At 46.4% G+C, this 25,161-nt stretch carries 23 protein-coding genes and 1 pseudogene; 13 read left to right on the plus strand and 11 right to left on the minus strand.

Annotation, left to right across the window (positions count from 1 at the left end; genetic code table 11):
* Window position 1 precedes the first annotated feature (1 nt).
* From HC352_RS00305 to HC352_RS00325, 5 genes are read left to right on the plus strand one after another with little or no spacing between them, the layout of a single operon-like run.
* A complete protein-coding gene (locus tag HC352_RS00305) occupies window positions 2–907 on the plus strand; it encodes an ROK family protein (RefSeq protein ID WP_168917052.1) in 906 nt (301 codons plus the stop codon).
* Window positions 901–2,178 carry an alpha-L-fucosidase gene (locus HC352_RS00310; RefSeq protein ID WP_168917053.1) on the plus strand — a complete coding sequence of 426 codons (1,278 nt, stop codon included), beginning with the start codon at window positions 901–903 and terminating at the stop codon, window positions 2,176–2,178. Before HC352_RS00305 ends, HC352_RS00310 begins: the two co-directional genes overlap by 7 nt.
* Before the next feature lie 38 nt (window positions 2,179–2,216).
* Entirely contained in the window at window positions 2,217–2,876 is a 660-nt protein-coding gene (locus tag HC352_RS00315) for a copper homeostasis protein CutC (protein WP_168917054.1), read from the plus strand.
* 24 nt (window positions 2,877–2,900) lie between these two features.
* Window positions 2,901–3,782 carry a glycosyltransferase family 2 protein gene (locus HC352_RS00320; RefSeq protein ID WP_168917055.1) on the plus strand — a complete coding sequence of 294 codons (882 nt, stop codon included), beginning with the start codon at window positions 2,901–2,903 and terminating at the stop codon, window positions 3,780–3,782.
* Between the two features lie 54 nt (window positions 3,783–3,836).
* The gene (locus tag HC352_RS00325) at window positions 3,837–4,574 is read left to right on the plus strand and encodes a glycerophosphodiester phosphodiesterase family protein (protein ID WP_168917056.1); all 738 of its coding nucleotides are present in this window, start codon (window positions 3,837–3,839) and stop codon (window positions 4,572–4,574) included.
* Between the two features lie 102 nt (window positions 4,575–4,676).
* Here the strand turns inward: HC352_RS00325 and rfbB are convergent, their stop codons facing one another.
* From rfbB to HC352_RS00340, 3 genes are read right to left on the minus strand one after another with little or no spacing between them, the layout of a single operon-like run.
* Window positions 4,677–5,669, minus strand: a complete 993-nt coding sequence (rfbB, locus tag HC352_RS00330) for a dTDP-glucose 4,6-dehydratase (RefSeq protein WP_168917057.1) — start codon at window positions 5,667–5,669, stop codon at window positions 4,677–4,679.
* Window positions 5,670–5,696: 27 nt separating this feature from the next.
* Entirely contained in the window at window positions 5,697–6,929 is a 1,233-nt protein-coding gene (locus tag HC352_RS00335; protein ID WP_168917058.1) for an ABC transporter ATP-binding protein, read from the minus strand.
* Window positions 6,929–7,864, minus strand: a complete 936-nt coding sequence (locus HC352_RS00340) for an ABC transporter permease (RefSeq protein WP_211080677.1) — start codon at window positions 7,862–7,864, stop codon at window positions 6,929–6,931. The genes HC352_RS00335 and HC352_RS00340 overlap by 1 nt, the downstream gene beginning before the upstream one ends.
* Window positions 7,865–8,033: 169 nt before the next feature.
* Between HC352_RS00340 and HC352_RS00345 the strand changes: the two genes are divergently transcribed.
* Genes HC352_RS00345 through HC352_RS00355 form a run of 3 tightly spaced genes read left to right on the plus strand, consistent with a single transcriptional unit; the run spans window position 8,034 to window position 13,605 of the window.
* Complete coding sequence (locus HC352_RS00345) at window positions 8,034–9,560, plus strand: hypothetical protein (RefSeq protein ID WP_168917059.1); 1,527 nt, start codon at window positions 8,034–8,036, stop codon at window positions 9,558–9,560.
* Window positions 9,557–11,998, plus strand: coding sequence for a glycosyltransferase (locus HC352_RS00350; RefSeq protein ID WP_168917060.1), 2,442 nt, complete (start codon window positions 9,557–9,559; stop codon window positions 11,996–11,998). The genes HC352_RS00345 and HC352_RS00350 overlap by 4 nt, the downstream gene beginning before the upstream one ends.
* A gap of 29 nt (window positions 11,999–12,027) precedes the next feature.
* A complete protein-coding gene (locus HC352_RS00355; RefSeq protein ID WP_168917061.1) occupies window positions 12,028–13,605 on the plus strand; it encodes a DUF2142 domain-containing protein in 1,578 nt (525 codons plus the stop codon).
* Between the two features lie 20 nt (window positions 13,606–13,625).
* Here HC352_RS00355 and HC352_RS00360 read toward each other — a convergent pair whose 3' ends face one another.
* Window positions 13,626–14,876 carry a lipopolysaccharide biosynthesis protein gene (locus HC352_RS00360; RefSeq protein WP_168917062.1) on the minus strand — a complete coding sequence of 417 codons (1,251 nt, stop codon included), beginning with the start codon at window positions 14,874–14,876 and terminating at the stop codon, window positions 13,626–13,628.
* A gap of 177 nt (window positions 14,877–15,053) precedes the next feature.
* Here HC352_RS00360 and HC352_RS00365 point away from each other — a divergent pair, with 177 nt between their 5' ends.
* Complete coding sequence (locus HC352_RS00365) at window positions 15,054–16,190, plus strand: glycosyltransferase (RefSeq protein WP_168917063.1); 1,137 nt, start codon at window positions 15,054–15,056, stop codon at window positions 16,188–16,190.
* 3 nt (window positions 16,191–16,193) lie between these two features.
* Here HC352_RS00365 and HC352_RS00370 read toward each other — a convergent pair whose 3' ends face one another.
* Window positions 16,194–17,012, minus strand: coding sequence for a LicD family protein (locus HC352_RS00370; protein ID WP_247645198.1), 819 nt, complete (start codon window positions 17,010–17,012; stop codon window positions 16,194–16,196).
* Window positions 17,013–17,144: 132 nt separating this feature from the next.
* On the minus strand, window positions 17,145–18,932 hold the full coding sequence (locus HC352_RS00375; RefSeq protein ID WP_168917065.1) for an NTP transferase domain-containing protein: 1,788 nt from the start codon (window positions 18,930–18,932) through the stop codon (window positions 17,145–17,147).
* Window positions 18,933–19,163: 231 nt separating this feature from the next.
* On the opposite strand from HC352_RS00375, the gene HC352_RS00380 reads away from it, so the two are divergent.
* The 4 genes and pseudogenes from HC352_RS00380 (at window position 19,164) to HC352_RS00395 (ending at window position 21,480) form a co-directional block, all read left to right on the plus strand.
* The gene (locus tag HC352_RS00380; RefSeq protein WP_247645255.1) at window positions 19,164–19,868 is read left to right on the plus strand and encodes a glycosyltransferase family 2 protein; all 705 of its coding nucleotides are present in this window, start codon (window positions 19,164–19,166) and stop codon (window positions 19,866–19,868) included.
* A gap of 3 nt (window positions 19,869–19,871) precedes the next feature.
* The gene (locus tag HC352_RS00385) at window positions 19,872–20,264 is read left to right on the plus strand and encodes a DUF2304 domain-containing protein (protein ID WP_168917066.1); all 393 of its coding nucleotides are present in this window, start codon (window positions 19,872–19,874) and stop codon (window positions 20,262–20,264) included.
* A gap of 590 nt (window positions 20,265–20,854) precedes the next feature.
* Window positions 20,855–21,094, plus strand: a pseudogene (locus HC352_RS09155) (N-acetylmuramoyl-L-alanine amidase family protein); the annotation flags it as partial.
* Complete coding sequence (locus HC352_RS00395) at window positions 21,046–21,480, plus strand: sunset domain-containing protein (protein ID WP_168917067.1); 435 nt, start codon at window positions 21,046–21,048, stop codon at window positions 21,478–21,480. The pseudogene HC352_RS09155 and the gene HC352_RS00395, both read left to right, overlap by 49 nt.
* Before the next feature lie 189 nt (window positions 21,481–21,669).
* Here HC352_RS00395 and HC352_RS00400 read toward each other — a convergent pair whose 3' ends face one another.
* Genes HC352_RS00400 through rfbD form a run of 5 tightly spaced genes read right to left on the minus strand, consistent with a single transcriptional unit; the run spans window position 21,670 to window position 25,051 of the window.
* The gene (locus HC352_RS00400) at window positions 21,670–22,782 is read right to left on the minus strand and encodes a glycosyltransferase family 4 protein (protein ID WP_168917068.1); all 1,113 of its coding nucleotides are present in this window, start codon (window positions 22,780–22,782) and stop codon (window positions 21,670–21,672) included.
* A 4-nt stretch (window positions 22,783–22,786) separates the two neighbouring features.
* Window positions 22,787–23,212, minus strand: a complete 426-nt coding sequence (locus tag HC352_RS00405) for a hypothetical protein (RefSeq protein WP_168917069.1) — start codon at window positions 23,210–23,212, stop codon at window positions 22,787–22,789.
* Window positions 23,213–23,225: 13 nt separating this feature from the next.
* Window positions 23,226–23,636, minus strand: coding sequence for a helix-turn-helix domain-containing protein (locus HC352_RS00410; RefSeq protein WP_168917070.1), 411 nt, complete (start codon window positions 23,634–23,636; stop codon window positions 23,226–23,228).
* Between the two features lie 48 nt (window positions 23,637–23,684).
* Complete coding sequence (locus tag HC352_RS00415; RefSeq protein ID WP_211080678.1) at window positions 23,685–24,194, minus strand: hypothetical protein; 510 nt, start codon at window positions 24,192–24,194, stop codon at window positions 23,685–23,687.
* An 8-nt stretch (window positions 24,195–24,202) separates the two neighbouring features.
* On the minus strand, window positions 24,203–25,051 hold the full coding sequence (rfbD, locus tag HC352_RS00420) for a dTDP-4-dehydrorhamnose reductase (RefSeq protein WP_168917072.1): 849 nt from the start codon (window positions 25,049–25,051) through the stop codon (window positions 24,203–24,205).
* Between the last annotated feature and the right edge of the window lie 110 nt (window positions 25,052–25,161).

A 25,161-nucleotide genomic window follows, 5' to 3' on the forward strand; every position in this document is an offset into this window, starting at 1 on the left:
CATGGACACATTCGATAGTTCAGTGCGCATCGGTGTTGATATTGGTGGCACGTCGATGAGTGTGGCTCGTGTGCTTGACTCAGGCGATATTGTTGGTCGCATCGATATCCCTAGTCCGGCACGCGAGTCAGGAGCTCGCGTAGTTGAAGAAATTACACGCATCGTCCGTCACAACTGGCCAGATGCACAATCAGTGGGTATCGGTGCAGCTGGTGTGATTGACGCAGAAGGCACGATCCTTGCAGCATCTGATTCGTTTAACGACTGGGCCGGGTTTGCGTTAGGTCAAGAAACCCAGCACGCTCTCGGCATTCCGGTGAGGGTTGAAAATGATGTCAACGCATTTTTGCTTGGCGAAACATATGCTGGAGTGCTTGCTGGAACGGATACAAGTTTAGGGTTGATGCTTGGCACTGGAGTAGGCGGTGCGATTATGCTTGATGGGCAGATCTGGCACGGCCCGCGCGGCGCAGCTGCCGAAATCGGGCACATGCCAGGTTTTGGTGACCTGCCATGTACATGCGGTGGACGTGGACATATTGAGACAACGTCCTCAGGGCGCGGAATCGCAAACCGCTACACGTTAACTACAGGCCAGCATGTTCAAAGCGCAGGCGAAGTTGCACAAGCCGCACGAAACGGGGATGCTACCGCCGTCAATATTCTGGTTGATGCGGGCCGATACGCCGCCCTAGCGATCATCCAGGCCGCAACAATGCTCGATCTGACTGCGGTTGTTATTGGCGGAGGAGTGACCCGTGACTGGGATTATCTTATGGAAGGAATCACTGAGGTAGCCACGAAATATCCACTTATTTCAGGTGCTCAACTTGATATTCATCGTTCTGTGTTGGGAGCAGATGCGGTCTTGATAGGTGCTGCCCGGAAAGGAGCACAGGCATGTTAAATTTTGACGAGCGAACTGGCTCACGTACCGACGTTGATTATCCGCCAACACCAGTCCCACACTGGTATCGAGACGCCAAAGTTGGAATTATGATCCATTGGGGAATCTATTCGATTCCGGCATGGGCGGTGACCAGCGACGAGCGGTTCAGTGCTGAGGAAGAGTATGCCTTCCATCGATATGCTGAATGGTATGGCAATACGGTTCGGATTCCCGGTTCGCCAACTGCTTTGTTGCATCGTGCCCGTTACGGACAGCGCAGTTATGAAGACTTGCTTGACCTGTGGACGATCAACGATGACGCCGTATCAGACATGATTGATCTGGCAGTTGCCGCAGGCGCACAATACGTTGTTCCAACGACGAAACATCACGACGGGTTATGCTTATGGGACACGCAAACGACGCAGTTTTCAACAGTTCATCGTGGCCCGCATCGTGATCTTATTGCGGAGTTTGCGCAGGCCACCCGGTGTGCCGGATTGCGTCTGGGGCTCTATTTTTCGGGAGCTTTGGATTGGCACGTCAGCGATTTCGGGCCGATTACCTCAGATGAGGAACTTTTCCAATTCCGGCGCAACGACGCTGAATTCGCCCAGTATGCAACTGCTCAAATACGCGAATTGATCAACCAATATTCTCCAGATTATTTATGGAACGACATCGATTGGCCCGACGGTGGAAAAGGCGAGGAACCTTACGGTCTCGCCCAACTTTTCACCTACTATTTATCTCATGTGCCGCACGGGCTGATTAATGACCGCTGGGGCGTGCCCGCTCAAGGTGTCCTCACCCGCGAATACCGAGACGTTGATGCGATGATGGAACGCCCTTGGGAAGCAGTGCGCGGACTGGGAAGATCCTTCGGATACAATGCCGACGAAGACGTCTCACTATCACTGAGTGGACCAGACCTTGTACGTTACCTCGTCGACGTCGTCGCCAAAAACGGAAACCTGTTGATTAATATCGGTCCGCGAGCCGACGGAACCATCCCTGAGGTACAACGGAACTCTTTAGAATATATGGGCCGTTGGTTAAAAATTTATGGTGAAGCAATTTATGATACGCGCCCATGGGGGCCAGGGGTGATAGAGGGCCGATACTATACCCAGCCGGCCTCGGCAAACGGTAGCAACGACGTCGTCTATCTACTCCACGAAACTGGACAAGACATTGTGCTCCCGGAACAATTACGCAACCATAAAATTACTCGGCTCGGTGATCCATCGGAAAACTGGCCGATAACGGTCGCTAAACTAGAGAAGTAGAAAAGCCATAGCTCTTCACTGGTTTCAAAGGAGATAACATGCTTGAAGTTATTGCGTTAAACGCCGAGGACACATTAGCCGCTGCCCGCGGTGGAGCTGATCGCATTGAACTCGTTGGCACAATGGACCAAGACGGTTTATCAGCGACCGTAAAGCAGGTTCAGCACATCCGCGAGGTGAGCGATATTCCGATCCGCGCCATGCTCCGCGACCGGGACGGGTTCACTCCGAAAAACGTAAGTGAACTAGCTTCGGGCGCTCGCGATCTTGTTGACGCCGGGGTAGAAGCGCTCGTCGTCGGATGGGTCCGGGAAGGCGAGTTCGACACCCACACATTGGCCGAGGTGCTCCATGACGTACCAGAATGCGAAATCACGATTCATCGTGCAATCGACAACGTGGCAGACTATGGTGCGGGCTGGAAGAAGATTCTGCAATTGCCACAGGTGACCAGTGTATTAACAGCAGGTTCGGCCACCGGTGTTGATACTGGAATGGAAAATTTATTAACTCAAGCAGTCGATCCGCGAATCGCTGACTTAATGATGATCGGTGGTGGACTGCGCCTTGAACATATTGACCGTCTCAAAGCAGCCGGTATCCGCAAATTCCATGTTGGTTCGCCGGTGCGTGGCGGTAATTTCGCGCAGCCAATAGATGTGCGACTCGTAGAACAGTGGGCGAGTGCGATTAGTTAATCGCTTGTGTTCTACAATAGACCTATGCTAGATACGTCTCCGGCAATCCACGTCGTCACAATTGCCTATAATCCAGGTCCAGAATTAGATGCGATGGTTTCTTCGCTACTGGACGCTGGTCAACATATTGACGATACGCCAGCCGATCTGACAATCCGTTTAACAATAGTGGATAACGGAACTGAACCAGCGCGAGTAGATGCGCTCGCGGAACAATACGGCGATCAACTGCAAATACGAGTTTTGCGTCCAGGAGAAAATATTGGCTATGGCCGGGCCGCTAATTTAGGGCTCGATGGCACAATCGAGCCATGGGTGTGTGTTGCTAACCCGGATACTGTTTTTCAGCCTGGCTCTTTGGCTAGGTTGGTTGCTGCTGGGCAACGCTGGCCACAAGCCGGTATTTTTGGCCCCCAACTATTGGAAAGTAACGGGGATGTTTACCCTTCGGCGCGGGCGTTGCCAAGTATTCGCAACGGGATTGGCCATGCCGTTTTCGCACACATTTGGCCTAAGAATCCGTGGACGCGGGCCTACCATGGCAACACCGATAACGAACATGTAGCTGGGTGGTTATCCGGAGCTTGCCTAGTGATCCGCACCCAGATATGGCGTGAAATTGGTGGGTTTGACCCGCACTATTTCATGTTTTTTGAAGACGTTGATTTAGGTAGGCGCGCAGGTGAAGCCGGATTTGCCAGTGTGTATGTTCCCTCCGCCGTCGTCGTTCATGAACAGGGAGCATCGTGGAAAGCGCGTCCAGCCCGCATGATCCACGCCCACCACAACTCGGCAAAACAGTATTTAACGGATGCATATTCAGCTTGGTACTATGCTCCGTTGCGCGCGATGCTTAGCGCCGGACTCGATGTTCGAGCTTGGTGGCAGACGCGTGGAAGAGATTAAGGCAAGCATAAGCGTGCCGAAAATATGCACAGCGAAACGCATAAGGAAAACACTATGGAACACACAATGCTTGAGCATGAAGTTATTGCACATCGCGGTTTGAACCACCGAGCACCGGAAAATACTCTGGCAGCTTTCCGGTTGGCAGCCGAAAGCGGATGCCGTTGGATCGAAACTGACGTGGATGTAATGGGTGACGGAACGCCGATTATCATTCATGACACTCGGCTAGATCGCACCACCAACCGATCCGGTTATTTCTATGACCTCCAATCCTCAGATCTACCGATCGATGCCGGTTCATGGTTCTCTTCTGAGTATGTGGGTGAACCTGTGCCCACACTGCGGCAACTAGTGGACCTTATGAATGAAACCGGCTTGAACGCCAATATTGAGCTTAAATCGAATGAGCGTGGCAAAGCGATGTCTATGCAGTTGATTGAAAATACCTTAGCTGAGCTGGATCGGTTGGATTCAGATCGAGAGGTAATTATTTCGTCATTTAATCACTTGTTGTTACATCATGTTCACGAACAGCGTCCAGACCTTCCGATCGGTGCACTATTCACAAAAGACAATTTGTGGCCTGACTGGCGTTCGATTCTGGAACTCGTAGGCGCAACCTATATTCATCCTGATGATGCCCACATGCGTCCAGAATATATTGCCGCATTCCGTGAGGCTGGATATGGAGTTAACGTGTGGACAGTCAACAGCAAAGCGCGCGCTAATGAACTGTTTAATTGGGGAGCGAGTGCTGTTTTCACTGATATTGCTGACGAACTTCTATAGGCGTATGCAATAAACGGGGGAATAGCGCAAACTGCATCAAATATGATCGCAGTTTGCGCTATTCCCCGATTTAGTGCTGTTGGTCAGCGGAGCTGGTAGATCTTACTGGCCGTTCTTGGCGTACTTAGCTTCTACAGCGTCCTTCGCTGGACGCCACCACGATTCGTTGGCCTTGTACCATTCGATGGTATCGTGGAGTCCATCAGCGAAGTTCTTGAACGACGGCTGCCAGCCAGTTTCTTCAACGAGCTTAGAGTTGTCGATCGCATAGCGTTGATCGTGGCCAGGACGATCATTGACATGGTCAAAATCGTCAGCTGGACGGCCGAATTCTTCTAAGATCATTTGGGTTACTTGAAGATTATTGAGTTCGCCATCAGCGCCAATCAAGTAGGTTTCCCCGAGGCGTCCCTTATTAATAATGGCCCAGACGGCAGTGTTGTGATCGCGTACGTGAATCCAGTCGCGTACCTGTTCGCCGGTTCCGTAGATACGTGGCCGGATACCATCCATCAGGTTAGTGACAGTTCGAGGGATGAACTTTTCGATGTGCTGGTATGGACCATAATTGTTTGAACAGTTCGAAATGGTTGCTTCGATACCGAAGGAACGTACCCATGCGCGCACGAGGTGATCGGAAGCGGCCTTCGATGAGGAATATGGGCTTGACGGCACATAAGGATCACCAGGGAGGAAACGGCGTGGATCGCCGATCTCTAGATCGCCGTAAACTTCGTCAGTGGAAATGTGATGGAAACGGGTGCCGTGACGGCGCACTGCCTCAAGGAGCTCGAACGTGCCAACGATATTGGAACGAATAAATGGGGATGGATCGTTGAGCGAATTATCGTTATGCGATTCGGCAGCAAAGTTGACGACGACGTCGGCATCCTTCACGAGCGGATCAACAGTATCGCGATCAGCAATATCGCCTTCGATAAGAGTGACGCGATCGAGGCCTGCGATTGACGCTGGGTTTCCAGCATAGGTGAGTTTATCTAGGACGACGACGTCGGCGTCGGGCATGCTTTCAACGGTTTGGTGAACAAAGTTTGCACCAATAAATCCGGCTCCGCCGGTGATAAGTACTTTCATTATTTCTCCTTGATTGTTTTGAACGTGTCAGTCCGTTTTAACGGTGATTTCGGGGAAAGCTTTGATTAAGCCGGAAGTTTTTGCGTCAGATCCTACTTGAAGAATTAGTGCGTTGGCCTTATGTGCCAGTGTTATGCCAGAAGAGTTGCTAATCAGAACATTGAAAACAAATTGGCCTTCGCCAAGATAGAAATTTGGAATCGTAATATCGATAGTTCCGGTAGATGAGAGCGGTGGAAGTTGTTGATCAAGATTGGCACTGTTCATAGTGAAAACCTTCGTGCCGTCGAGAGCTTCCACGATCAATTCGGCCGTGTAATCCTCTAGCGGTACCTGGGTGTCTAGATCTATGGAAATGGTCAGATTGTTACCTGAAAGGAAAAGGTCAACACCGCTAGGGAGTCTCGTAAAACCGCTAGCTCGGACATCAGTAATTTTTAGATTGTGGAGCGCTTCTTCAACTTCGGGTGAAATATTTGTGGATTTAGCCCGATCGACCTGAATCTGTTTTGCGTAAGATTTATGGAGAATGTTCATAGATTCCCGGGTAGGGCCGATCGTGATGAGTTCACCCTTTTGAAGGACAAGAGCACGATCGCACATTTCTACGATTTGGTCTGGTGAATGAGAAACCAAGATAATGGAACGTCCGTCGTCTTGGAACTGTCGGATACGTTCCATACATTTTCGTTGGAAAGGTTCATCTCCTACAGCAAGAACTTCATCAACCAAAAGAATATCGGGGTTTGAATGAACTGCAACTGAGAAAGCTAGGCGAACGTACATGCCAGAGGAGTAAAACTTCACTTGGGTATTGATAAAGTCAGAAATTCCGGAGAAATCAATGATGGAGTCTATCTGGGCATCGATTTCTTCTTCACTCAGTCCCATGATTGAAGCGTTAAGGAAGATATTTTCCATTCCAGTTAGATCGGGATGGAATCCTGCCCCAAGTTCAAGAAGAGCTGCAATGCGGCCGCGAACCTTAACGCTCCCTGAATCGGGGGAAATAATTCCGCCGATTAGTTTAAGGAGAGTTGATTTCCCAGAACCGTTGGCGCCAGTTAGCCCGAGGGATTCGCCGGCTTTTACTGCGAACGATACGTTATCGAGTGCAGTGTAGCGCTCGATGTGTTTACGGTTGCGACCTGCGTTAACGATACGTTCTTTGAGTGATTTATCTTTGCGTAAAACAAATTTTTTAGAGACGCTATCTACTTTGATAACATCTAAAGATTCTGATGGGGGATTAAAATTCATTATAGATCCTGAGCGAAATTACGTTGTGCGCGTGCAAAATAGCGTTGGGCAAGAATGCAGAAAACTATACCAATGCCAAGAACGATAAAGTTTCGAGCTAGTAAATCAGCAGGCAGTTGTGCTCCGTTGTCCATTCCAGCTTTCCATGTACCAGCTTGAAAAGCTGATACTGCCAATGTTATCGGATTCCAACTATAAATAATTGCGATGGTGCTACTTGCAACGTTAGCGACCATCTCATAAGAGTAAACGATCGGGCTTAGCCACATTCCGATGAGCAAGCCAACTTCAACTAGGTATTGAGTATCACGCATGCTGACGTTAACTGCGGATAACCATAATGCGAATGTTACCCCCCAAACAAAAAGAACTAGCGATGCTAGGGGGACATAAAGAATGAATTGTGTGATAGATATTCCACGTATAACTAGTGCCCCCACAATAAGTACAGCCATTTGAGCGCAGAAATTGACAAATGCGGCGCCCGCGCTGGCGAGAGGGAAAATTTCACGAGGGAGGTAAACTTTCTTGATAATTCCTCCGTTTGAAACAATCGACTGGGTGCCCATCGCAACAATTTCGTTAAATAGTGCCCATGCAGTTAATCCTGCAAAAACATAAACACCAAAATCTGGTATTCCGCGTTCTGCACCTAGGATTTTCCCGATCGCGAAATAGTAGATGAACAGTTGCACTAATGGACGGATTAAAGTCCAAGTGAAACCAAGGAAAGAATCCTTGTATTTCGCTTTGAGTTCACGACGGATAAGAAGCATGAGTAAGTTCCGATGGTTCCACACGTCGAGCCAAGAGGGGATTAAGCCGTGAATAAAGCTAGAATTTGGCGAAACTGTGCGCATCTCTTCATTGGCAAGGCGCGTAAACCTTTGCTGAGCGGACAGGCTCGGGTTTCGGTTGGCGTTATGTTCTTGCATTGATATCCAATCGTTTCAGTATTCTTAAATCTATATTAATGCTCAAGTGGCCAAATGGTAGACATGTGAGATAGACATAGTGAAATTTGAGGTATGTGCTCTGAGTAATCAGGGTAATCAAGGTAGCATTGGATATAGGTTATATCTTATTAAATCTAGGGAGATCGTAGTGAATTCACTGTTTGTTATTGGTGAAGATCAGAGTTTTTCACCGCAGTGGTCGACGTATCTGCAAAATGATGCGCGTGTGGAAAAAGCTGTACCTGGGGAGTTTACTAATGTGTTCGACCGCATGTCGTTCCCTGGTGTTGTTGTAGTAATCCCGTGTGTTTCAGCGATTCCGCACGAGCTGATCTCGACAGTTATGGATAATGGCTTGGAACATGTGCGTAACGGAGAGAATGTCGTTTTTTCTGGTAGTGGAGAAGAAGGTCAAGCTTTATCTACAGCTGCCGCCGCATACTTTTTTAATGCAGAGGACGTTCATTATATTGGTGGTCTCGATGGTTCGCTTGATGCGTTAACGATGGCGATGGATGTGATGTTCCGTCTAAATGCTCGGGGAAATTGTGTAAAGCGTTATTGTTTAGAGGGGTTGGAATCCTCTTTCCCTTCAGTCTTGACTTACATGAATGTTCTTTCACGGAATCTTGATCCACAGTTACAGGCATATGAACTTGCTCCTCTTATGTTAGGTGTTTTGTCAGGATCGATGGCTGATATCGATATTTTGGCATTAGATTTGCAAGCATCTCCTGGAGGTGAAAACAATCGCGAACTTAATATTCCTTCTCGTGCGCTGTCTGGGGCGCGGTTGCTTCGCAGGTGGACCAGAGGGATGAAGCGTACTAAAGCAGCAGGTGATATTAATTTCCCTATGAATCGCATTCCTGGAAAACGCTTGCCCGGACTTACCGCCTTTATTGATGAAATGTGGATGAGTACTGAGCTTGATCCGGCCTATATTTCGCTTTTGCGTGAATCTTTTGAAGATGTATCCCCGTATATCAATCCAGACGTTTTATTTGTTTGTTCACTAAAAAACGAAATGTCGTATAGTCGGATGATGCACGTTACCTCTCTTCTCTCTACTGATGTTTATGTATGGGATACAGATGGCAATGCGCTTTTTCTATGTTCTGAGGGGCATCTAACGGAAATCGAAAAACCCCAGAATATTTTTGAACAGATGTCTGTCATTGTTTTTGTTGGGGCCGCGTTACGTGAGGTCATTGGTGTCCGGAAAACACATGCAATGGTCCTTCTCGATATGACAACTACAGATATCTTGGCTCTTATGCGAGAAGATTACAGAAGTTTTACCGAAGGTGTGACCGAAACATCTGTACAAACATGGAATGAAACGATCGAGTACGCAGATCGAATTATAGTTTCGTCGACCCAACAACGTGATCTCTATCTGGGTTATATTGCTGGCCTTAAACGGTTAAATGCAATGGTTTACGACGAAGACCACGCCTACAATTCACTTGTTGCAGTGGAAGACGGAACAACCCAAATCGTCTCGGCCATCAAACATCCACGAAAATCACTTGATAATGTCGATTCCATCCCGCTCTATAAGAAGACTCCATACGGTATGCTCTCAAAGAGAACTGCGCAGGGTGTGGTAAGTGAGTTGGTAAAGAAATCAGGGGACATAGCAGATAGAGCGAAGGGAAGTGACCAGAAATGACAAAAGTTTCAGTAATCCTTGTCAATTATCGCGGCGCCCAAGACACGATCGATGCGGTGAAGTACCTACGTCAAACGTCCTGGCCACAAGATCAACTCGAAATTGTCATCGTCGAGAATAATTCTGGAGATAATTCTCTAGAGAAGTTACATGCAGAGCTCCCAAATGAAGTCATTGTTGATGCTGGGGCGAACCTAGGATTTGCAGGAGGGTGTAACTTAGGAGTGGCATCCTCGACCGGCGACGTTGTTGCTTTTCTGAACAATGATGCTCGGCCTGACGAAAACTGGATTGCGGCAGCAGTCGAACGCATTGAAGCTGATCCGAAGATCGGTTGTGTAGCGTCCAAGGTCTTAAACTGGGAAGGCGATAAGATCGACTATATTGACGGCTCGCTAACGTGGTTTGGAATGGGCTACAAGCGTGAAGCTGGCTGGGATTATACAGGTCAAGGAAGTATCGAAAAAAACGTGCTCTTCGCAACGGGAGCAGCTATGTTCGTGCCGCGTCACGTATATGAAAAGCTGGGTGGCTTCGATGAAAAGTTCTTCATGTTCTATGAGGATGTTGATTTTGGGTGGCGTGTAACCCTTGCGGGATACGACGTGCGTTATGTCCCAACATCGATTGCCTATCATCGCCATCATGTTTCGATGAATAAGTTTGGTAATTATCGTGAGCTTTATTTGCTTGAGCGAAATGCGTTGGCATGTATTTATAAAAATCTTGGACCAGAGCTTCTGCGTACCGTATTCGCTCCCGCAATAGCCCTCGCAAATGAGCGTGGTGCATCGCGTGGTGAAAAAGAAATAGGTGTCGCTAATGCGGATGCGTACGAAGGTACGCAAATTAAGAAAACTGCAGTTACTGGAGCTTACGCGGTTGCTTGGTTTAATCAAAATTTAGAATATTTCGCTGAGAAGCGAAAGGAAATTCAAGCAAATCGAGTGCGCAATGACGAAGAAATACTACCATTGATGCGGGTCGCGCTTGAACCACTTGAGCCGTATTCAGCTTACCTCAATGCCCATAAGCAGTTAGTTGAAAAATTTGCTATTGAGGATAAATTCTTCCATCCTTCGCGTATTTTGGTTGTTACTGGAGATATGCTATCGAAGAAAATGGCTGGGCCAGCTATCCGTGCCTGGGAAATGGCAAAAAGGTTAAGCGAAAAACATCAAGTTAAACTGTGCTCCACTATGGGTGTCGCTGGTGTTGAGTCAGTTGATTTTGATATTCATCTTGGACACGATAAAGAGCTACATGCCCTTGTTGAGTGGGCTGATATTGTTATTTTTCAGGGGTTCTTACTTGAAGTGGCGCCATGGATTATTGATACTGACAAAATATTAATTACTGATATTTATGATCCGATGCACCTGGAGCAACTCGAGCAGGCGAAAGACCAAGGGCCGAAGGGACGAGACGATACTCTATTGGCCAGTACTAATGCGTTGAACCGACAGATTGTCCGAGGCGATAGGTTCTTGTGTGCATCAGAGAAGCAACGGAACTTCTGGCTCGGTCAATTAGCTGCTATGGGCCGGATCAATCGTAATTTTATAGGCGCCGGTAATGGTCCTGAGTCTGTTATTGATATTGTGCCGTTTGGTTTGGATGAAGTACGTCCAGTACAGGATTATCACGCGATCAAGGGCAAGGTTCCGGGAATTTCCCTCGATGATAAAGTAATTTTATGGGGTGGTGGAGTCTATAATTGGTTTGATCCGCTTACACTGATTCGGGCTGTGAACATTTTGATACAAAAGCACGATAATGTTCGAATGTATTTCCTTGGGGTGAAGCATCCTAATCCGGCAGTGCCTAAAATGAAGATGACTCAGCAAGCAATGGATCTTGCTGATGAGCTTGGTCTGACTGGAAAATATGTTTTCTTTAACCATGATTGGGTGGATTATGACTCCCGCCATAATTACCTGTTAGATGCAGACTGTGGAGTTTCCACCCACTTTGAACATATCGAAACCCAATACTCGTTCCGTACTCGTATTTTGGATTATTTATGGGCTGGTTTGCCGATTGTAGCCACTGAAGGAGATTCATTCGGCAATGCTTTGGTTTCAGAGAATATCGGAATTTCGGTTCCACCAGAAGACGTTGATGCTCTGGCTGTTGCATTAGAGAGAGTCCTATTTGAGCCGGGTTTAGCAGAAGAGTTTAAGAAAAATATCGCTCGTTATTCAGTTCGATTCGAGTGGCGAAATGCACTTAAACCATTGCTTGATTTTGTGGACCATGCTCACCGTGCAGATGACCGTAAGACTGTCGAGAGTGATACTATCCGTGCCGATTTGCAGTTTGTGAAAGTGCCGTTTAATTTATCTCGCGATGCGAAACTTGTAGTTGAACACCTTAAAGCTGGTGGTCCAAAGTTATTAGCCGATAAAGTCCGTTCCCGACTGCGTAAGCTCTTTTAGCAGTCTGATATCTTGAGGAAATTCTGAAAATGCGTGAGAATAAACTTCGCCAACTTTGCTCGCGGTTAGATATACGTTCAGTTGGCTTAGTCATCGTAACAATGATTGCCTTCTTTGGAGCTGGCTTGGGTTGGGCAGTAGCTTCCCCGATCGGTGGCTCTCCTGATGACGATTTCCATATGGGGTCGATTTGGTGCCCAAGGCCTATTGGTCAATCGTGCGCGGTCAAGATGATCGATGGTGTTGAGAAGGTTCGAGTTCCAGTCCCTGTCGCTGCTGGAGCTGCATGCCACGCGTTCAAATCGGATAGTTCAGCTGCAGACTGTAATGTTGATATTTCCACCAACGAGTTGATGTGGAGCCACCGCTATGACAATGGTGACTATCCGACTGGTTACTATGCTTTTCAGCACCTTTTTGTTCAGGAGGATGTAGGCAAGTCTATTATTCTTATGCGTACGATTAATCTAGCTATCGCAGTTTTGTTAATGGGACTAATCGGCGTTTTTATTAGATCTGATCAACGTGCGGCGTTCTTGCTTCCAATGATGGTTTGTTGGGTTCCTATGGGGCAATATTTTATCGCATCAATAAATCCCAGTTCTTGGGCAATAGTAGGGCTTTATGGATTTGCGACAGCCATGTTTGGGGCGGCAACTGCTAAAGACTGGCGCCGCTGGGTTCTTTTAGGACTCGGTATTTTTTCTGCAGTTTTATGTTTGTCGTCTCGGAGAGACGTATCTTTTTATCTCTTTGTTGTCGCAGTTGCCTTCGTATTTGCCATCAAGTGGAATAAGAAGAATATTGTGCCTGCTGTAGTGACTGCTTTTATAGGGTTTGTAGGCGCATATTCGATAACCTTAGGTGGGCAGGCTAAGCATGTGACAGCCGGATTCGAGGCTGAGGGAAACCTGTTGCGAACTGCTGTTCACACGATTCTTGATTTCCCACGATATATCGCTGGGATGTTTGGTGTTACCTACGGCCCTGGTTGGTTCGATACGCCTTTAGACGGGCCGGTAACATACACTGCCCTCTTTGTTTTCTCGGGTGCATTAATGGCAGGACTGCGTTCTGGAACATGGCGTAAATGGCTGTCTGCGACAGTTATTCTCGGTGCCATGGGAGGAATACCTTTAGTCTTTATTCTTAAGGGAACATTTATTGGTTTTGGTGACTATCAACCTAGATATATGATTCCACTACTTGGTGTCTTGCTTTTCTTGCTTTTCGTTGTGGGAGCACAGCAAAAACGTATATTCGATCTACCACAGTTGATAATTGTAGGTGTGGCTGTTTCTGTTATTAACAGTATTGCTCTGCATATCGTCATGCAACGCTATATTTCAGGGTTCAAACCTCCTCATCTGTTTAACCTGAATAACAACATGGAGTGGTGGTGGAATATTGCAATTGCTCCGATGACTGTGTGGGTTTTAGCTTCAGTGTCTTTTGCGATTGGGGTAATGGTGGGTGTTGTGTTTATCCATCGCAATTCGTTTAATAGTGACGAGGTGCAGAAAGCTCTGATAATCGAGAGTGATAAAAGCATGAGCTATGGAGATATAACAGGATCTACAACAGCTCCGCAACGTGTTCTTATGTAAACGCGAAAGAAGCGTTTTATCTACTCTTCAGTGATAGCATCTTGAGGAAGCTTGCGATAGCTATACGCGAACACTATAACCATAACTATTAGGGCGCTTGAATACGATGCAGTGCCAACCCAACTTGGTCCATTGATTCCAAACATGCTTATGAACCATTGGGAAAGTGTAACGGTTAAAACTGCAGCGACTGCATTCCCAATGAATGCTCCCTTGTAGTTCCTTACAGTAATCAGCAGATCGTTCATAAACCATACAAAGGCAGTAATTAACGTAAATAATATGGCTGGTTGCAGGATGTAAGTATGCTGGCTAATGTCATTGCCAAATAAGATCGCTAAGAGCCAGTCGCCAAACACTAGCAAAAGAAGGGATAGTATTCCAGTAATGAGGAGGATAAATCCGGTTGTTTTTTTGATGAGTTTCAAGGCGGAGCGCTTGTCTGAATTTAACCGCTTGGCCAGCTCTCGAAGCAGTGGGCTGTAGACGTATGTGGCGCCCATTTGAACGATGAGTACTGGAGACGCTACAGAAGCATAAATTCCTAACGCATCGGTACCTAAGGAAATCTCCAGTTGTTGCCGGGGAATAGTCAGGACAGCGGTGCTCAGCACCTGTGAAATAACAAGCGGAGTTAGTGTAAAGAGTAGTTTTAGCGAGGGCAGGATATCAATAATAGGTGTAATGCCCTCGAACTTTGCCGCTTGAGGCGCATCATAGAAAGCTCCTACCAAGATTTCTGAGGCGGTCATAGCAATGATTGCCCAGATCAATGAATTTGTCGTCCATAGCGCCACACTAAATGATGCCAAATTTGTTATCCCTTGTAGGATATAGGAAATTCCAGAAATGTCCATGCGATAGTTGCGCCAATCAATTGCATGAAATACCTCAATAAAGTTGACTGTCAGAGAATAAATGAGGTACAAGAGGACTGGGATGAGGCTGGCAAAAGACGAGGTAATAATGGCGTAGAGACTACCAACCACAAATGCAAAGAGCGATGTGAGCACACGTAAGCCAACGTAATGATGAGATGAGCGTTCATTTTTTACGTCGGTGATTTGTAATGTGCGAAGGCGATAATCAGCAAACGGAAGGATGAGGTTAGATATTGACATGGAGATAGCTAAACTACCTGCAACATCAAATCCGGTTGAAAGTCGAACAGCAGCAATTGTTATAACGTAATTGCATATTAGTCGAATCATGGATCCAACCGAGTTCCATAGCATATTACTTTTAAGTGTTAGCTGTTTTTTAGTGCTCATATGCACCTCATATATCCTAGTATCTTCTCTATACCATCTTAGTGGTAGGGAGTTAAACACTGAATACTATAACATTAGGAGTATGTATAGGAGATTTTCGTGGACGCCTCTTCCGAAGTGACGTTCTTGATACCATGAATTTAGGTTATTGATATATTTTTGTAGGGAGATTCATTGGTGATTCGAATTTGTCATGTTATCGGCGCAATGGAACGAGCGGGGGCAGAAACATTTTTAATGAATCTGTATAGGTCGATTGATCGGTCTAAAGTGCAGTTTGATTTTCTAGTGCACACTGATCGTGAGGCGGCATATGATGCTGAAATTCTAAAGCTAGGAGGGCGAATCTTCCGGGCGCCGGCTATTACCCCAACGTCGTTAGCTCGTCTATATCCATTTTATAAAAAGTTCTTTGCTGACCATCCAGAAATGATAGTTGTTCATGGACATATTGGATCGGTTGCTGCATTATATTTGAGAGCTGCCCATAAAGCCGGACGGTATGCCATTGCACATTCGCATGCTCAGAACTATCCCTTAGATTTTTCGCAAGCTCTTTTCCGAATACTCGCATTTCCTACCAGGTTTGTGGCTGACTATTATTTGGGTGCGTCCTTTGAAGCTGGTCTTGATCGTTTCGGTGAAAAAATCGTGAATTCTCCACGATTTAAAATCATCTTCAACGGTGTTTCTGTACAGCTATATGCATATAGTGAAGAAAAACGTCGAAAGTTGAGGAAAGAATTAGAGATCAGCTCTGATGAACAGGTTTTGATCCATGTTGCTCGTTTCGATCCAGTGAAGAATCAGACGTTTTTGATCGATGTATTCAATGAATATTATAAATTAAACCCTCAAAGTCGGTTGTTAATGGTTGGAGGTGGTGGTTCGGAAGGGCCAACGTTACGTAATAAAATTGAGAATTATCAATTGACTGATGTAGTTAAGTTTCTTGGAATTCGTTCCGATGTTAATGATCTTCTCCAAGCTGGCGATGTATTTATTATGACTTCTTTTTCAGAGGGTATGCCAGTGGCGATATCGGAGGCTCAAACAGCTGGTCTTCCATGTATTGTCACAACGGGTTTTCCAGAGGCGGCAAACTGGAGCGGAGAAGTTCGCTTTGTTGATCTCAATGCAGGTATTGCGGCGTGGGTAGTTGCTATAAAGAATGCGTTCCAGCGCTCCATGGATCCACATTACATGCGCAGTGCGGGAGTGGAACGAGCTCAAGAAAACGGATTCGATATTACTACTACTGCCCGCTGGTTTGAAGACTTCTATATTGTAGAGGCATCGAAGCGAATCGGTTAGATTTCATTCCACTAGTTTTGGAGCGTAGGGGCCAAAAATAATCGATGATGCTTCATGGTTTTCCCGTTGACCTTCTGGCGGAATAGTCATGTAATCGCCATAACCGCGACTTAAAATTGCATCGTAGTCACGTGGAACCATGACTTCAATATCACCGAAGGGGACACGGCGTGCAGGGAATAGTTCATCGAGGGTTGCTGACCACCGTTGCGGATCGCGAGTGGAGAAATCTCCAAAAAGAGTAGATGAACTATGCTCGAATCGTCGAGCAGCTTTTTCCCACTTCTCAATTAATTTTGCGGGCTTAACGTGAGCTAGTCTTATCGACCAGTGAATAGCATGTAATGCGGCGTTAATTGCTAGTTTTGCCGGTTGCGGCACAGAGAGTATCGCGTTAGGGGTGCCCTGGAGATAGAGTAGCCTTCCCCAAAACCACGTGGCTTTATTTTGCTTAGCGAAATCTTGCGGTGAGTTTGGGATAGGATCGAGCGGAAAAAGATCTATGCCCAGTGGCATACTATAATCACGCTTTGCGGCCAAACCAGGTATGAACTCACTTTCCTTAAAGCCTAGAACGCCAAAAGTTTTTGGGTAATTACTGTCGGTACGTGAGTCGATCAAGACGTATTTTTCGTCCAAAATTTTCGGTGCGTGAGCGAAGAACTTATCATAATCTTCACGCAACATGCATATGTCGACGTCGTCGTCCCAGGGAATGAAACCTTGGTGGCGAATTGCACCAATGGCCGATCCTCCATAAACCACATAGCGTAAATTTAATTCAGCGCACACACGATCAAACTCATACAATACATCAGTCATTGCTAACTGGATTCGTTTTAGGGTTTTCGGACTATAACCGTTAGTCATAAGAATACTTTCTGTATCGAAAAGGGTAAGTCAGTAACTCCAAGTATAGGAAGCTAGTGGAAGATCAAAATAGGAGAGATGGACTTACTTAGCTGCTTCTTCGTAGCTGGCAAGCAGCTTGTCGACGTACTGTGAGGCATACTCGTAGTACGTTAAGAGCCATTCGCCGACGTCGTCTCCATCAGCTTCCTTTAGTAACGCCCATACGTAACAACACCAGCCAGCAAACACCACGTATGCCCAATAGTGTCTTTCTTCTGTTTGATTTGGAGTACGACCAAAATAGTATGTCAATGCCAGTTTTGCTCGTTCGTCGTCAATGTCGTTCGAACAAACAACCATTGTGCCAAAATCAGCTGCTACATCAGACATTCCGGCATACTCCCAATCGATCAAATTCATCTGACCGTCAGGAGTGATCAGGAAGTTCAATGGATAAAAATCGTTATGGCTGGGCACTGTAGGAAAACCGTCTGCATCAGCATACTCTTTGAGTTTCATAACTTTTTTACGCAAGTCCAAGTATCCCTGCGGCATAGAGGGGTCTATCTCGTGCAAAAGTTGCTCAAACTTCATCGCTTCTTGCACAAAGTCAAAATCTCTATCGAGAACAGCACCCGAGGTGTGCAGGTTGCGGATCATTCGCATCGCTTGTTGTAGCTCGTCGTCGTTCGTTACGTCAAGATTACGTATTTCGGGGATGTATCGGGAGATCTTCCATCCCTTGGCGACGTCAGCAGTGATGAAGGTTGAATCAAGTTGAAGATCACGAGCAAGTAAAAGTGCCTGTTTTTCAGCAGTACGATCAATAAGTTTATCCGTTCCAATTCCTGGATGGCGGTAAACGTATTCACTATCGCCAACCGAAAAATGGCATGAGAGATTAGTTAATCCTTGTTTAAGTGGGGAAAAATCTCTGATCTCAGTTTTCATACAACCTAATGCATTGGTGATATTGTCAAAGACTTCTGAATCAACGTTCTCGATAAATAGTGGGTCGAAGTCTTGAAGTTCATCAACTGAATCAAATTCGTTGATAATTCCATCAGGATACTTTCGAATAACCATTGAGAAATCTTTGATGTTCTCAATGAAGAGTGACTCCCATAGTTTAGGCGCTGTTTGTGGGAGGTGGTAGACACGTTCCAGAAGATCGCGGAAAGTTTCAGAAAAAGTAGAATCAAAATAGACATGCCCGAGCATAGTCCAGGCGTTTTCGCCACCAATGGTACATCCAGTTATGCGACCGCCTGGCCCCGTGCTAACACACCATTCATTTGTTGGACCATCAACATAGACTGCAGAATAGTATGCTCGATAAACATAAGGCTCGAAAGGATTCTCAACGAAATAATTGTCCGAGGAACAAATGTAGGTATTGGATAGTTGTTCACGCACTAACCACAGGGAACCATTGTTGTTGCGACTGGAATACTCTTTATTGACAATGATTTTGACACCATATTTTTCGATGAGATAGAAAAAGTATTCTTTTTTATATCCCACAACGACGGTAATGTCGTTAATCCCGGCTTCTTGTAGTTGTTCAATTTGTCGCTCAATAAGGATTTCACCACGCACTCGTAGAGTTCCTTTTGGACGTTCGTAGGATATCGGTGCAAAGCGTGAAGATAGCCCGGCAGCCATAATAATTGCGTTATGAACTCGATACGGGGCGAGGGCGTTGATTCCAGCGGGAGTTACTTTACGTTCTTTAGTATATCCAAGCTTTTCAAGTTCGCGCACTGCAATGTTTACACTACCTAATGAAGCGTTGGTACGTGATTGTAAATCTCTCTGTGAGAGTGCTGTGTCGCTATCGGATAGAACACGGAGGATTTCGAACTGAACCTGAGTTAGTGTATTAGTCATAGGAATTTCTTGTTGTTATGGGCGAACATTAATATGTTCAAATATATATTCTTAAAGGTTGAAAGTGAACGATTGTACTTATTGTGTAAGCGAATACTCAAAATAATCCCGAAAGAACCGCAATAAAATCGGGTCCTATGCCGGACTGGTTGCTATAATCAGCTGTGTTATTACTCAACACGTTAAGGATCGAGGTCTGAAAGAAACGTGGCGGATCCTGAAAAATTAACTATTGAAGAACGGAATATTGTCGGATGGTCAGAGCAACTTGCCCAGGAGAGCTGGCTAATCGTTCCTCTTTATAATGAAGCCAAAGTTATCAAAGGTGTTATGGAAGAAGCTCGCAAGACGTTTCCAAATATCGTGTGTGTTAATGACGGGTCAAATGATGATTCCGCGGAGCAAGCTCGGCTTGCTGGGGTAGATGTTGTTCAACATCCAATCAATCTCGGTCAAGGTGCTGCGTTACGCACTGGTCTTGATTATGCACTGTTGCAGCCGAATGCAAAGTATTTTGTAACTTTTGATTCGGATGGTCAGCATCGGGTCGTTGATGCGCAAAAGATGATCGTTCGACTTGCTACGGAACCTGTTGATGTGGTGATAGGATCTCGTTTTCTCGACGATCGAACTAATGCTGGGTTCCTAAAACGCCTTGTACTCAAAGCGGCGGTCTTGTTTCAGCGAATAACTACTGGAATGCAGTTAACTGATGCGCATAATGGGTTACGTGCATTGAATCGAACTGCTGCAAGACTCATTCGCATCAATCAAAACAGGATGGCGCACGCTTCAGAAATTGTCAGTGAGATTGCAGAGCATAAGTTGCGTTATGTCGAAGAGCCGGTGTTCATTGTTTACACGGATTACTCGCTTTCTAAAGGGCAGTCATTATGGAACTCGGTCAACATTCTTTCGGATTTGATGTTTAGGTGAGAAATGATGGATACTAACCAGATCATTATTAAATCAATTCTGATTATTTCACTTCTCGTAGTTGCGCTCGCGATTGTGATTCCAGGACGCAGTGCGCGCGGTCAAGCAATTAGACATCTTGCTTGGCTTCTCGGGTTAGCTGTGGGAGCTTTTGCAGTGCTATTTCCGCAAAGTACGGATATTGTTGCATCGTGGCTAGGGGTTGGTCGTGGGACTGATCTGGTTCTTTATATGTTTATCGTTTTCTTTATGGGGTTTGCGGTAACTACAAGTGCGCATGCGCGTAAAGCAGAGCGAACCTCAACTGTTCTAGCAAGAAAGATTGCAATTCTTGAAGCCGAGTTAGAGAAAAACGGTCATGTCTTTTTGCGTAGCAAGGATGATGAGGCCGCTTGAATCGAGCTGTTCTGTCTCTGAGTTGGATAAAGCCTCGGTAAGTAACAGTGTATATATTTAGGAATACTGAGGTTTGTGAATAGGGCTCCCATTTCTCACCATCCTAAATGATTAGTTTTATGGGGTAATGCTTGATGTTCCGTTGCTAGGAAACTTTGCAATCTCAGCTATGCAATAGCATTAACCAGTAGCGTAAACCGTATAGTTGCGTGGGTCGAAGTGTAAATATTGTAAGTAGATCTTATGTTTGAATCGAACGGGTCAACATGCCAAGTATCCTCTACTTTTACAATTAAGCTAAGGCGCTAATCTGCTTGAATGGGATATGTAGCATAGTTTCACTGAGTTGTAGATCACTATTCGATGAAAATGAGGAGATAATATGCGAACAAGTTATCGTGTAGTTGCAGGAATGCTTACTGCTTTCTTGAGTCTCAGTTTTTACTAATTCTGCAATTGTAACAGAAATGATTAATAACGCTTATATGAGCCACGATAAGGATTTCTTTTCTGTTCGCGACTCGGCGCTTCATAGCTGACAACAAAAAGATGGACGTTGGTTCTACTACGTCGACAATCGGCCAGTTTCTGGTTGGCTATCTGACAACGGCAATCGTTATTTCCTTGATGATGAAGGTGTTATGGTTACTGGCTGGTTGCAGAATCAACTAGGTGAATATTTTTATTTTGACGCTAACGGCTCAATGGCGACCAACCGGTGGATTCAGACTAACAACCGCTGGTACTATTTAGGCGATTCTGGAGTGATGCTAGTTGACCAGTGCAATTCGCAGATGGTCAATGGTACTACTTTAATTCTTCAGGAATAATGGCGACAGGATGGAACGCGGATGCTACTGGTTCCTACTACTTCTTTAGCACGTTCGGTGCGATGCTTTCGAATCAGTGGATTGCGTCGAACGGACAATGGTACTACCTAGGAAACTCGGGTGCGATGATGCGCAACGCGTGGATTGGTAACTATTATGTTGGTGCCGACGGCATGTGGATACCGCCCACGCCATCTGCTCCATCGATAAGTGACGACAAATATCCATGTCCGGCAGGCGCAACAATTAAAGGGAACCGTTCTGCAAAAGGCGAGTGGATATACCGTGTTCCAACGGGCAGATCTTACACAAGGACTCATGCTGAGGAGTGTTTTGCAACCGAACAAGAAGCGCGGGCGTCAGGTTACCGTCGTGCCGGTGATTAGACATAGTCTAGACACGTTAGGAAGCATCTAATTCTTCGCTGGAATAATATCTTGAGGGGTGCATCTGGTTCAAGACCGGAATGCATCCCTCAACAGTTTTGGTAAGGAAAATGTTGTTTTGCAGAGTTAATTCAACAAAGGGCGATGTGTCCTCATTAAGGTCTGAGGTTTTAGTTTCTTCGCGTGAATCTATAGTTCGCCGTCATGGTGAATGAGGTCTTTACAGGCAGTAGTGTAATTTTTAGCTTGCTCGGGCCATGTTAAATCTTGATAGATTTTTGGTTGTGCTTGAGGCATAGGGTCTTTCAGCAATGAACGCGTCGCGGAGACCATTGATTTAGTTGTTTTTTCTTCCGAAATAACTACAGGAGCCTGCTTTTCAGCGAGCATACGTGCGCCAGGGACCGGGAATGTCACCACACGGCCGCCTTCAGCTATGGCTTCAACAAGGGTCGTTTGGAAACCTTCAGATAACACGGTTGGATTGACGAGTGTCGCTCCAGCAAGACGCTCACGTACTTCGCCTGGAGTTACCCGACCAGGTGCAGTAACGATCCCGTTAAGGCCAAGAGCAGATATTTTTTCGCGCGCCGCACTTAACTGTGCGCCGTCACCTAATAGCTCGCCATCGACGTCGTAACCTTCCTTACGCAATTGGGCAACCACATCAAGAAACGTATCCCAACCTTTGCCTTCAACCATCCGACCGACAAAAACCAGATGGTTCGGACGATCCTGGTGTGCGGAGCGAGGCTTAGGTGGAGTAATAGCGTTGTAGAAGACTTCTGCGTGACGTCCGCTAAGCTTTTCCACAAACGTGGTGACGGCTTCTGAAACTCCGAAAACTTTTGTAGCGTTTCGCAGAATGTAGCGTCCCATCGTCAGATCAACAACCCGGGAGCCCAGCCAGACGATGGGGTTTTTGGTTGCCACGAAGCCGCTGCCATGTTCGGTGTGGATTACCGGAATCCCAGCTTTTTGTGCGGCGCGTAGCCCAACGAATGACATGGGGAAGAAGCGAGTGTGGATAGAAACGACGTCGATCCGGTTCTCGATTAGAAACTGAGAGATATCACGAGTAGCACCAAAACCGGGAACTGTAATGACATCAGCTATCGGCAGGTGAGCCTTACGGGTAATGACCTCAACGCCGTCATCTGACCGAGTTCCGGGAGTGTTTGAAATATTGAGTACCCAAACCTTGTGCCCGAGCTGAACTAGTTCGTGCGCGAGATTTTGGACATGGTACTCAACTCCACCGACTTTTGGCGGATAGTTGTTGACGATCATCGCGATTTTCATAATGTTATAGCTTGTTCATTTGGTTAGGTGTTGATATTGCATTAGCGGGTAATGATAACGGTAGAGTAATGGGATTCTTCCGTAATGGAACCGAAAAATAATGTACATATTGGCGTACGTAGGGGAATATCGCAGGATGTAGGGTGTCTTTAATAAATTGTTGTTCTTTGGCGGGCGTATCAGGGATATCGTCGTCGCTAGAATACTTGAACGTAACTCCTAATGTGAACTGCAAGTTAGCGTTTATGGTTTGTACAGTGACATCTGCCGTAAAAAGCAGGAGGTGGACGTCCATTTGTGGCACAGAAGAACTGATGGATATGGAAGTATTCACAGTCTGTTCTGCTGGAGGTGGAGCAACCTTATACTCTGAGTTACGATTCCCGGAAAAATCTAGAACTGAAATATCGTGCAATGCGTAAGTGGCCATTGTACTAATTTACCTAAACTGTAAAAGATGTTGTTTCAATAGTGTGTTTTGAAGAAGGCCAAGCGATCTCATCTGGCCCCCAGCTGGAGTCGTTCCCGTCCATGCTTGTATGGAACGTGCGTGTATTGTTAGAGCGGCTGTCTTCGCTGTTAATGGTATCGACATTAAACGTTATGTGTGCGCCAACTGCAATAGCGTATTCGATAAGCGTGGAAAGCGTGGGGTTACGGTTTTCCTGTTCGATTTTCGAAATGGATTGCCGGGAAACACCAAGCTCACGGGCAACATCGTCCTGGGTTAAATGTGATGCTTTTCTGATGGAGGTAAGTTTTCGGATGAGCTCTCTACGAGATTCCTCCATTTCTAGCGCACTGCACATATGTGGATCGGTAAGATCTATACCTAATGTTTCGTAGATGTTCATGGCTCCTCCTTTCTCATATTCTGTACTACATGACAAGTATGTGCAACTTTAAGGTTGCGTGTAGTACTGGCTGTGCCAATCATACGCTCGATCAAGAGCGTTTTTCGCGTGCTGATCTTGCTCTGCTAAGCCTTGCTGATTAGCTAATTTTGGTTCACAAAGAAGCAGCAGCAGAATGTGAGGGGCTAGGGGCTCGCAAAAATAGATCCGTAAGCGTTTTCCGGGGAATAGCTTTGTGCTGCCCTCGAATTGATTTTCCAACCGGATTTCTAATATTTTTCGGTCGGTTATTTCTAAAACATCCACATCGCCAATGCGGTGGCCGGCTCCATCGTGGTGGACGGGCGTCAACTGTCCGAGTTTAGCTTCAGTGAGTACAGTGACTAGGATAGCTTGAAGTTGCATTTTCTTCACTCGCGGAAGACTGTTAAGTAAGTCTTGGATTTCCTGAGAGAAATCGCCATAATGTCCGCGATAAAATTTGTATTCAGGTGCCCCATCACCACAAGCTCGGCCTGGAGGCCATGAACAAACACGGAAAACGGGTTCAATCGTCACGGCTAGTCTTAATCTGCTAACACTACCGACGCGGCTACCGCCCAGCGCTCTTTCCACTCGCCAATAGGTTCAACACCGATAGCAGTTAACGCATCGTGGCCGAGAGCCGAGTAGGAAGGACGCTTTGCCGGACGATCGAACGCAGCCGCCGTCGTTTCCAAAACCATCTCGGGATCCTTGCCAATTGAACGCATGATCTCTTTAGTGAAAAGATTCCACGAGGTTTCACCCTGTGAGGTGCCGTGATAGATGCCAGATGGCGCCTTAGCGTCCACCAAGCGAACAATAAGATCGGCTAAATCAACAGTCCACGTTGGCTGGCCAACCTCATCAGTGACAACCTTTAACGTGTCATGAGTCTGTGAAAGCTTTGCCATTGTTTTCGGAAAACAGTTGCCGTACTTGCCATATAGCCATGCAGTCCGGACAATCAAATAATCATCAGTGTAAGCTTGCACCGCCCATTCGCCGGCTACCTTGGTACGCCCATAGGCAGACATTGGATCGACCGGATCGTTTTCGCCCCACGGGGTAGAACCATCCCCGCGGAAGACGTAATCGGTAGAGATTTGTACTAACCGGGCACCGATTTGGGCACATCTGCGCGCTAGATTCGCCGGGCCGGTAGCGTTGACTCGGAACGCGGTGCCTTCATTTTCTTCTGCCGGATCCACAGCGGTGAAAGCAGCACAGTTAACGACGACGTCGACGTCGGTAACAACGGTATTCACCGAATCAACATCGGTAATATCAATATCGCCAAGATCAACGGCTAGCACCTCATGGCCGTCACGCTTAATCCGTGCTACCAGGTCAGTTCCAAGCATGCCTTTAGCGCCAACAACCATCCAAGCCATGGGTGTATCTCCTTTGCCGTGTTTTAGATATCGTACCCAATTCTACACGCACGTTTGGCTTTTAAGCTGTTCACCACTGCCAGGTGGCGTACACTTTTCTCAGAAGTAAA

The organism is Arcanobacterium buesumense (assembly GCF_012563545.1).
Lineage (GTDB): Bacteria > Actinomycetota > Actinomycetes > Actinomycetales > Actinomycetaceae > Arcanobacterium > Arcanobacterium buesumense.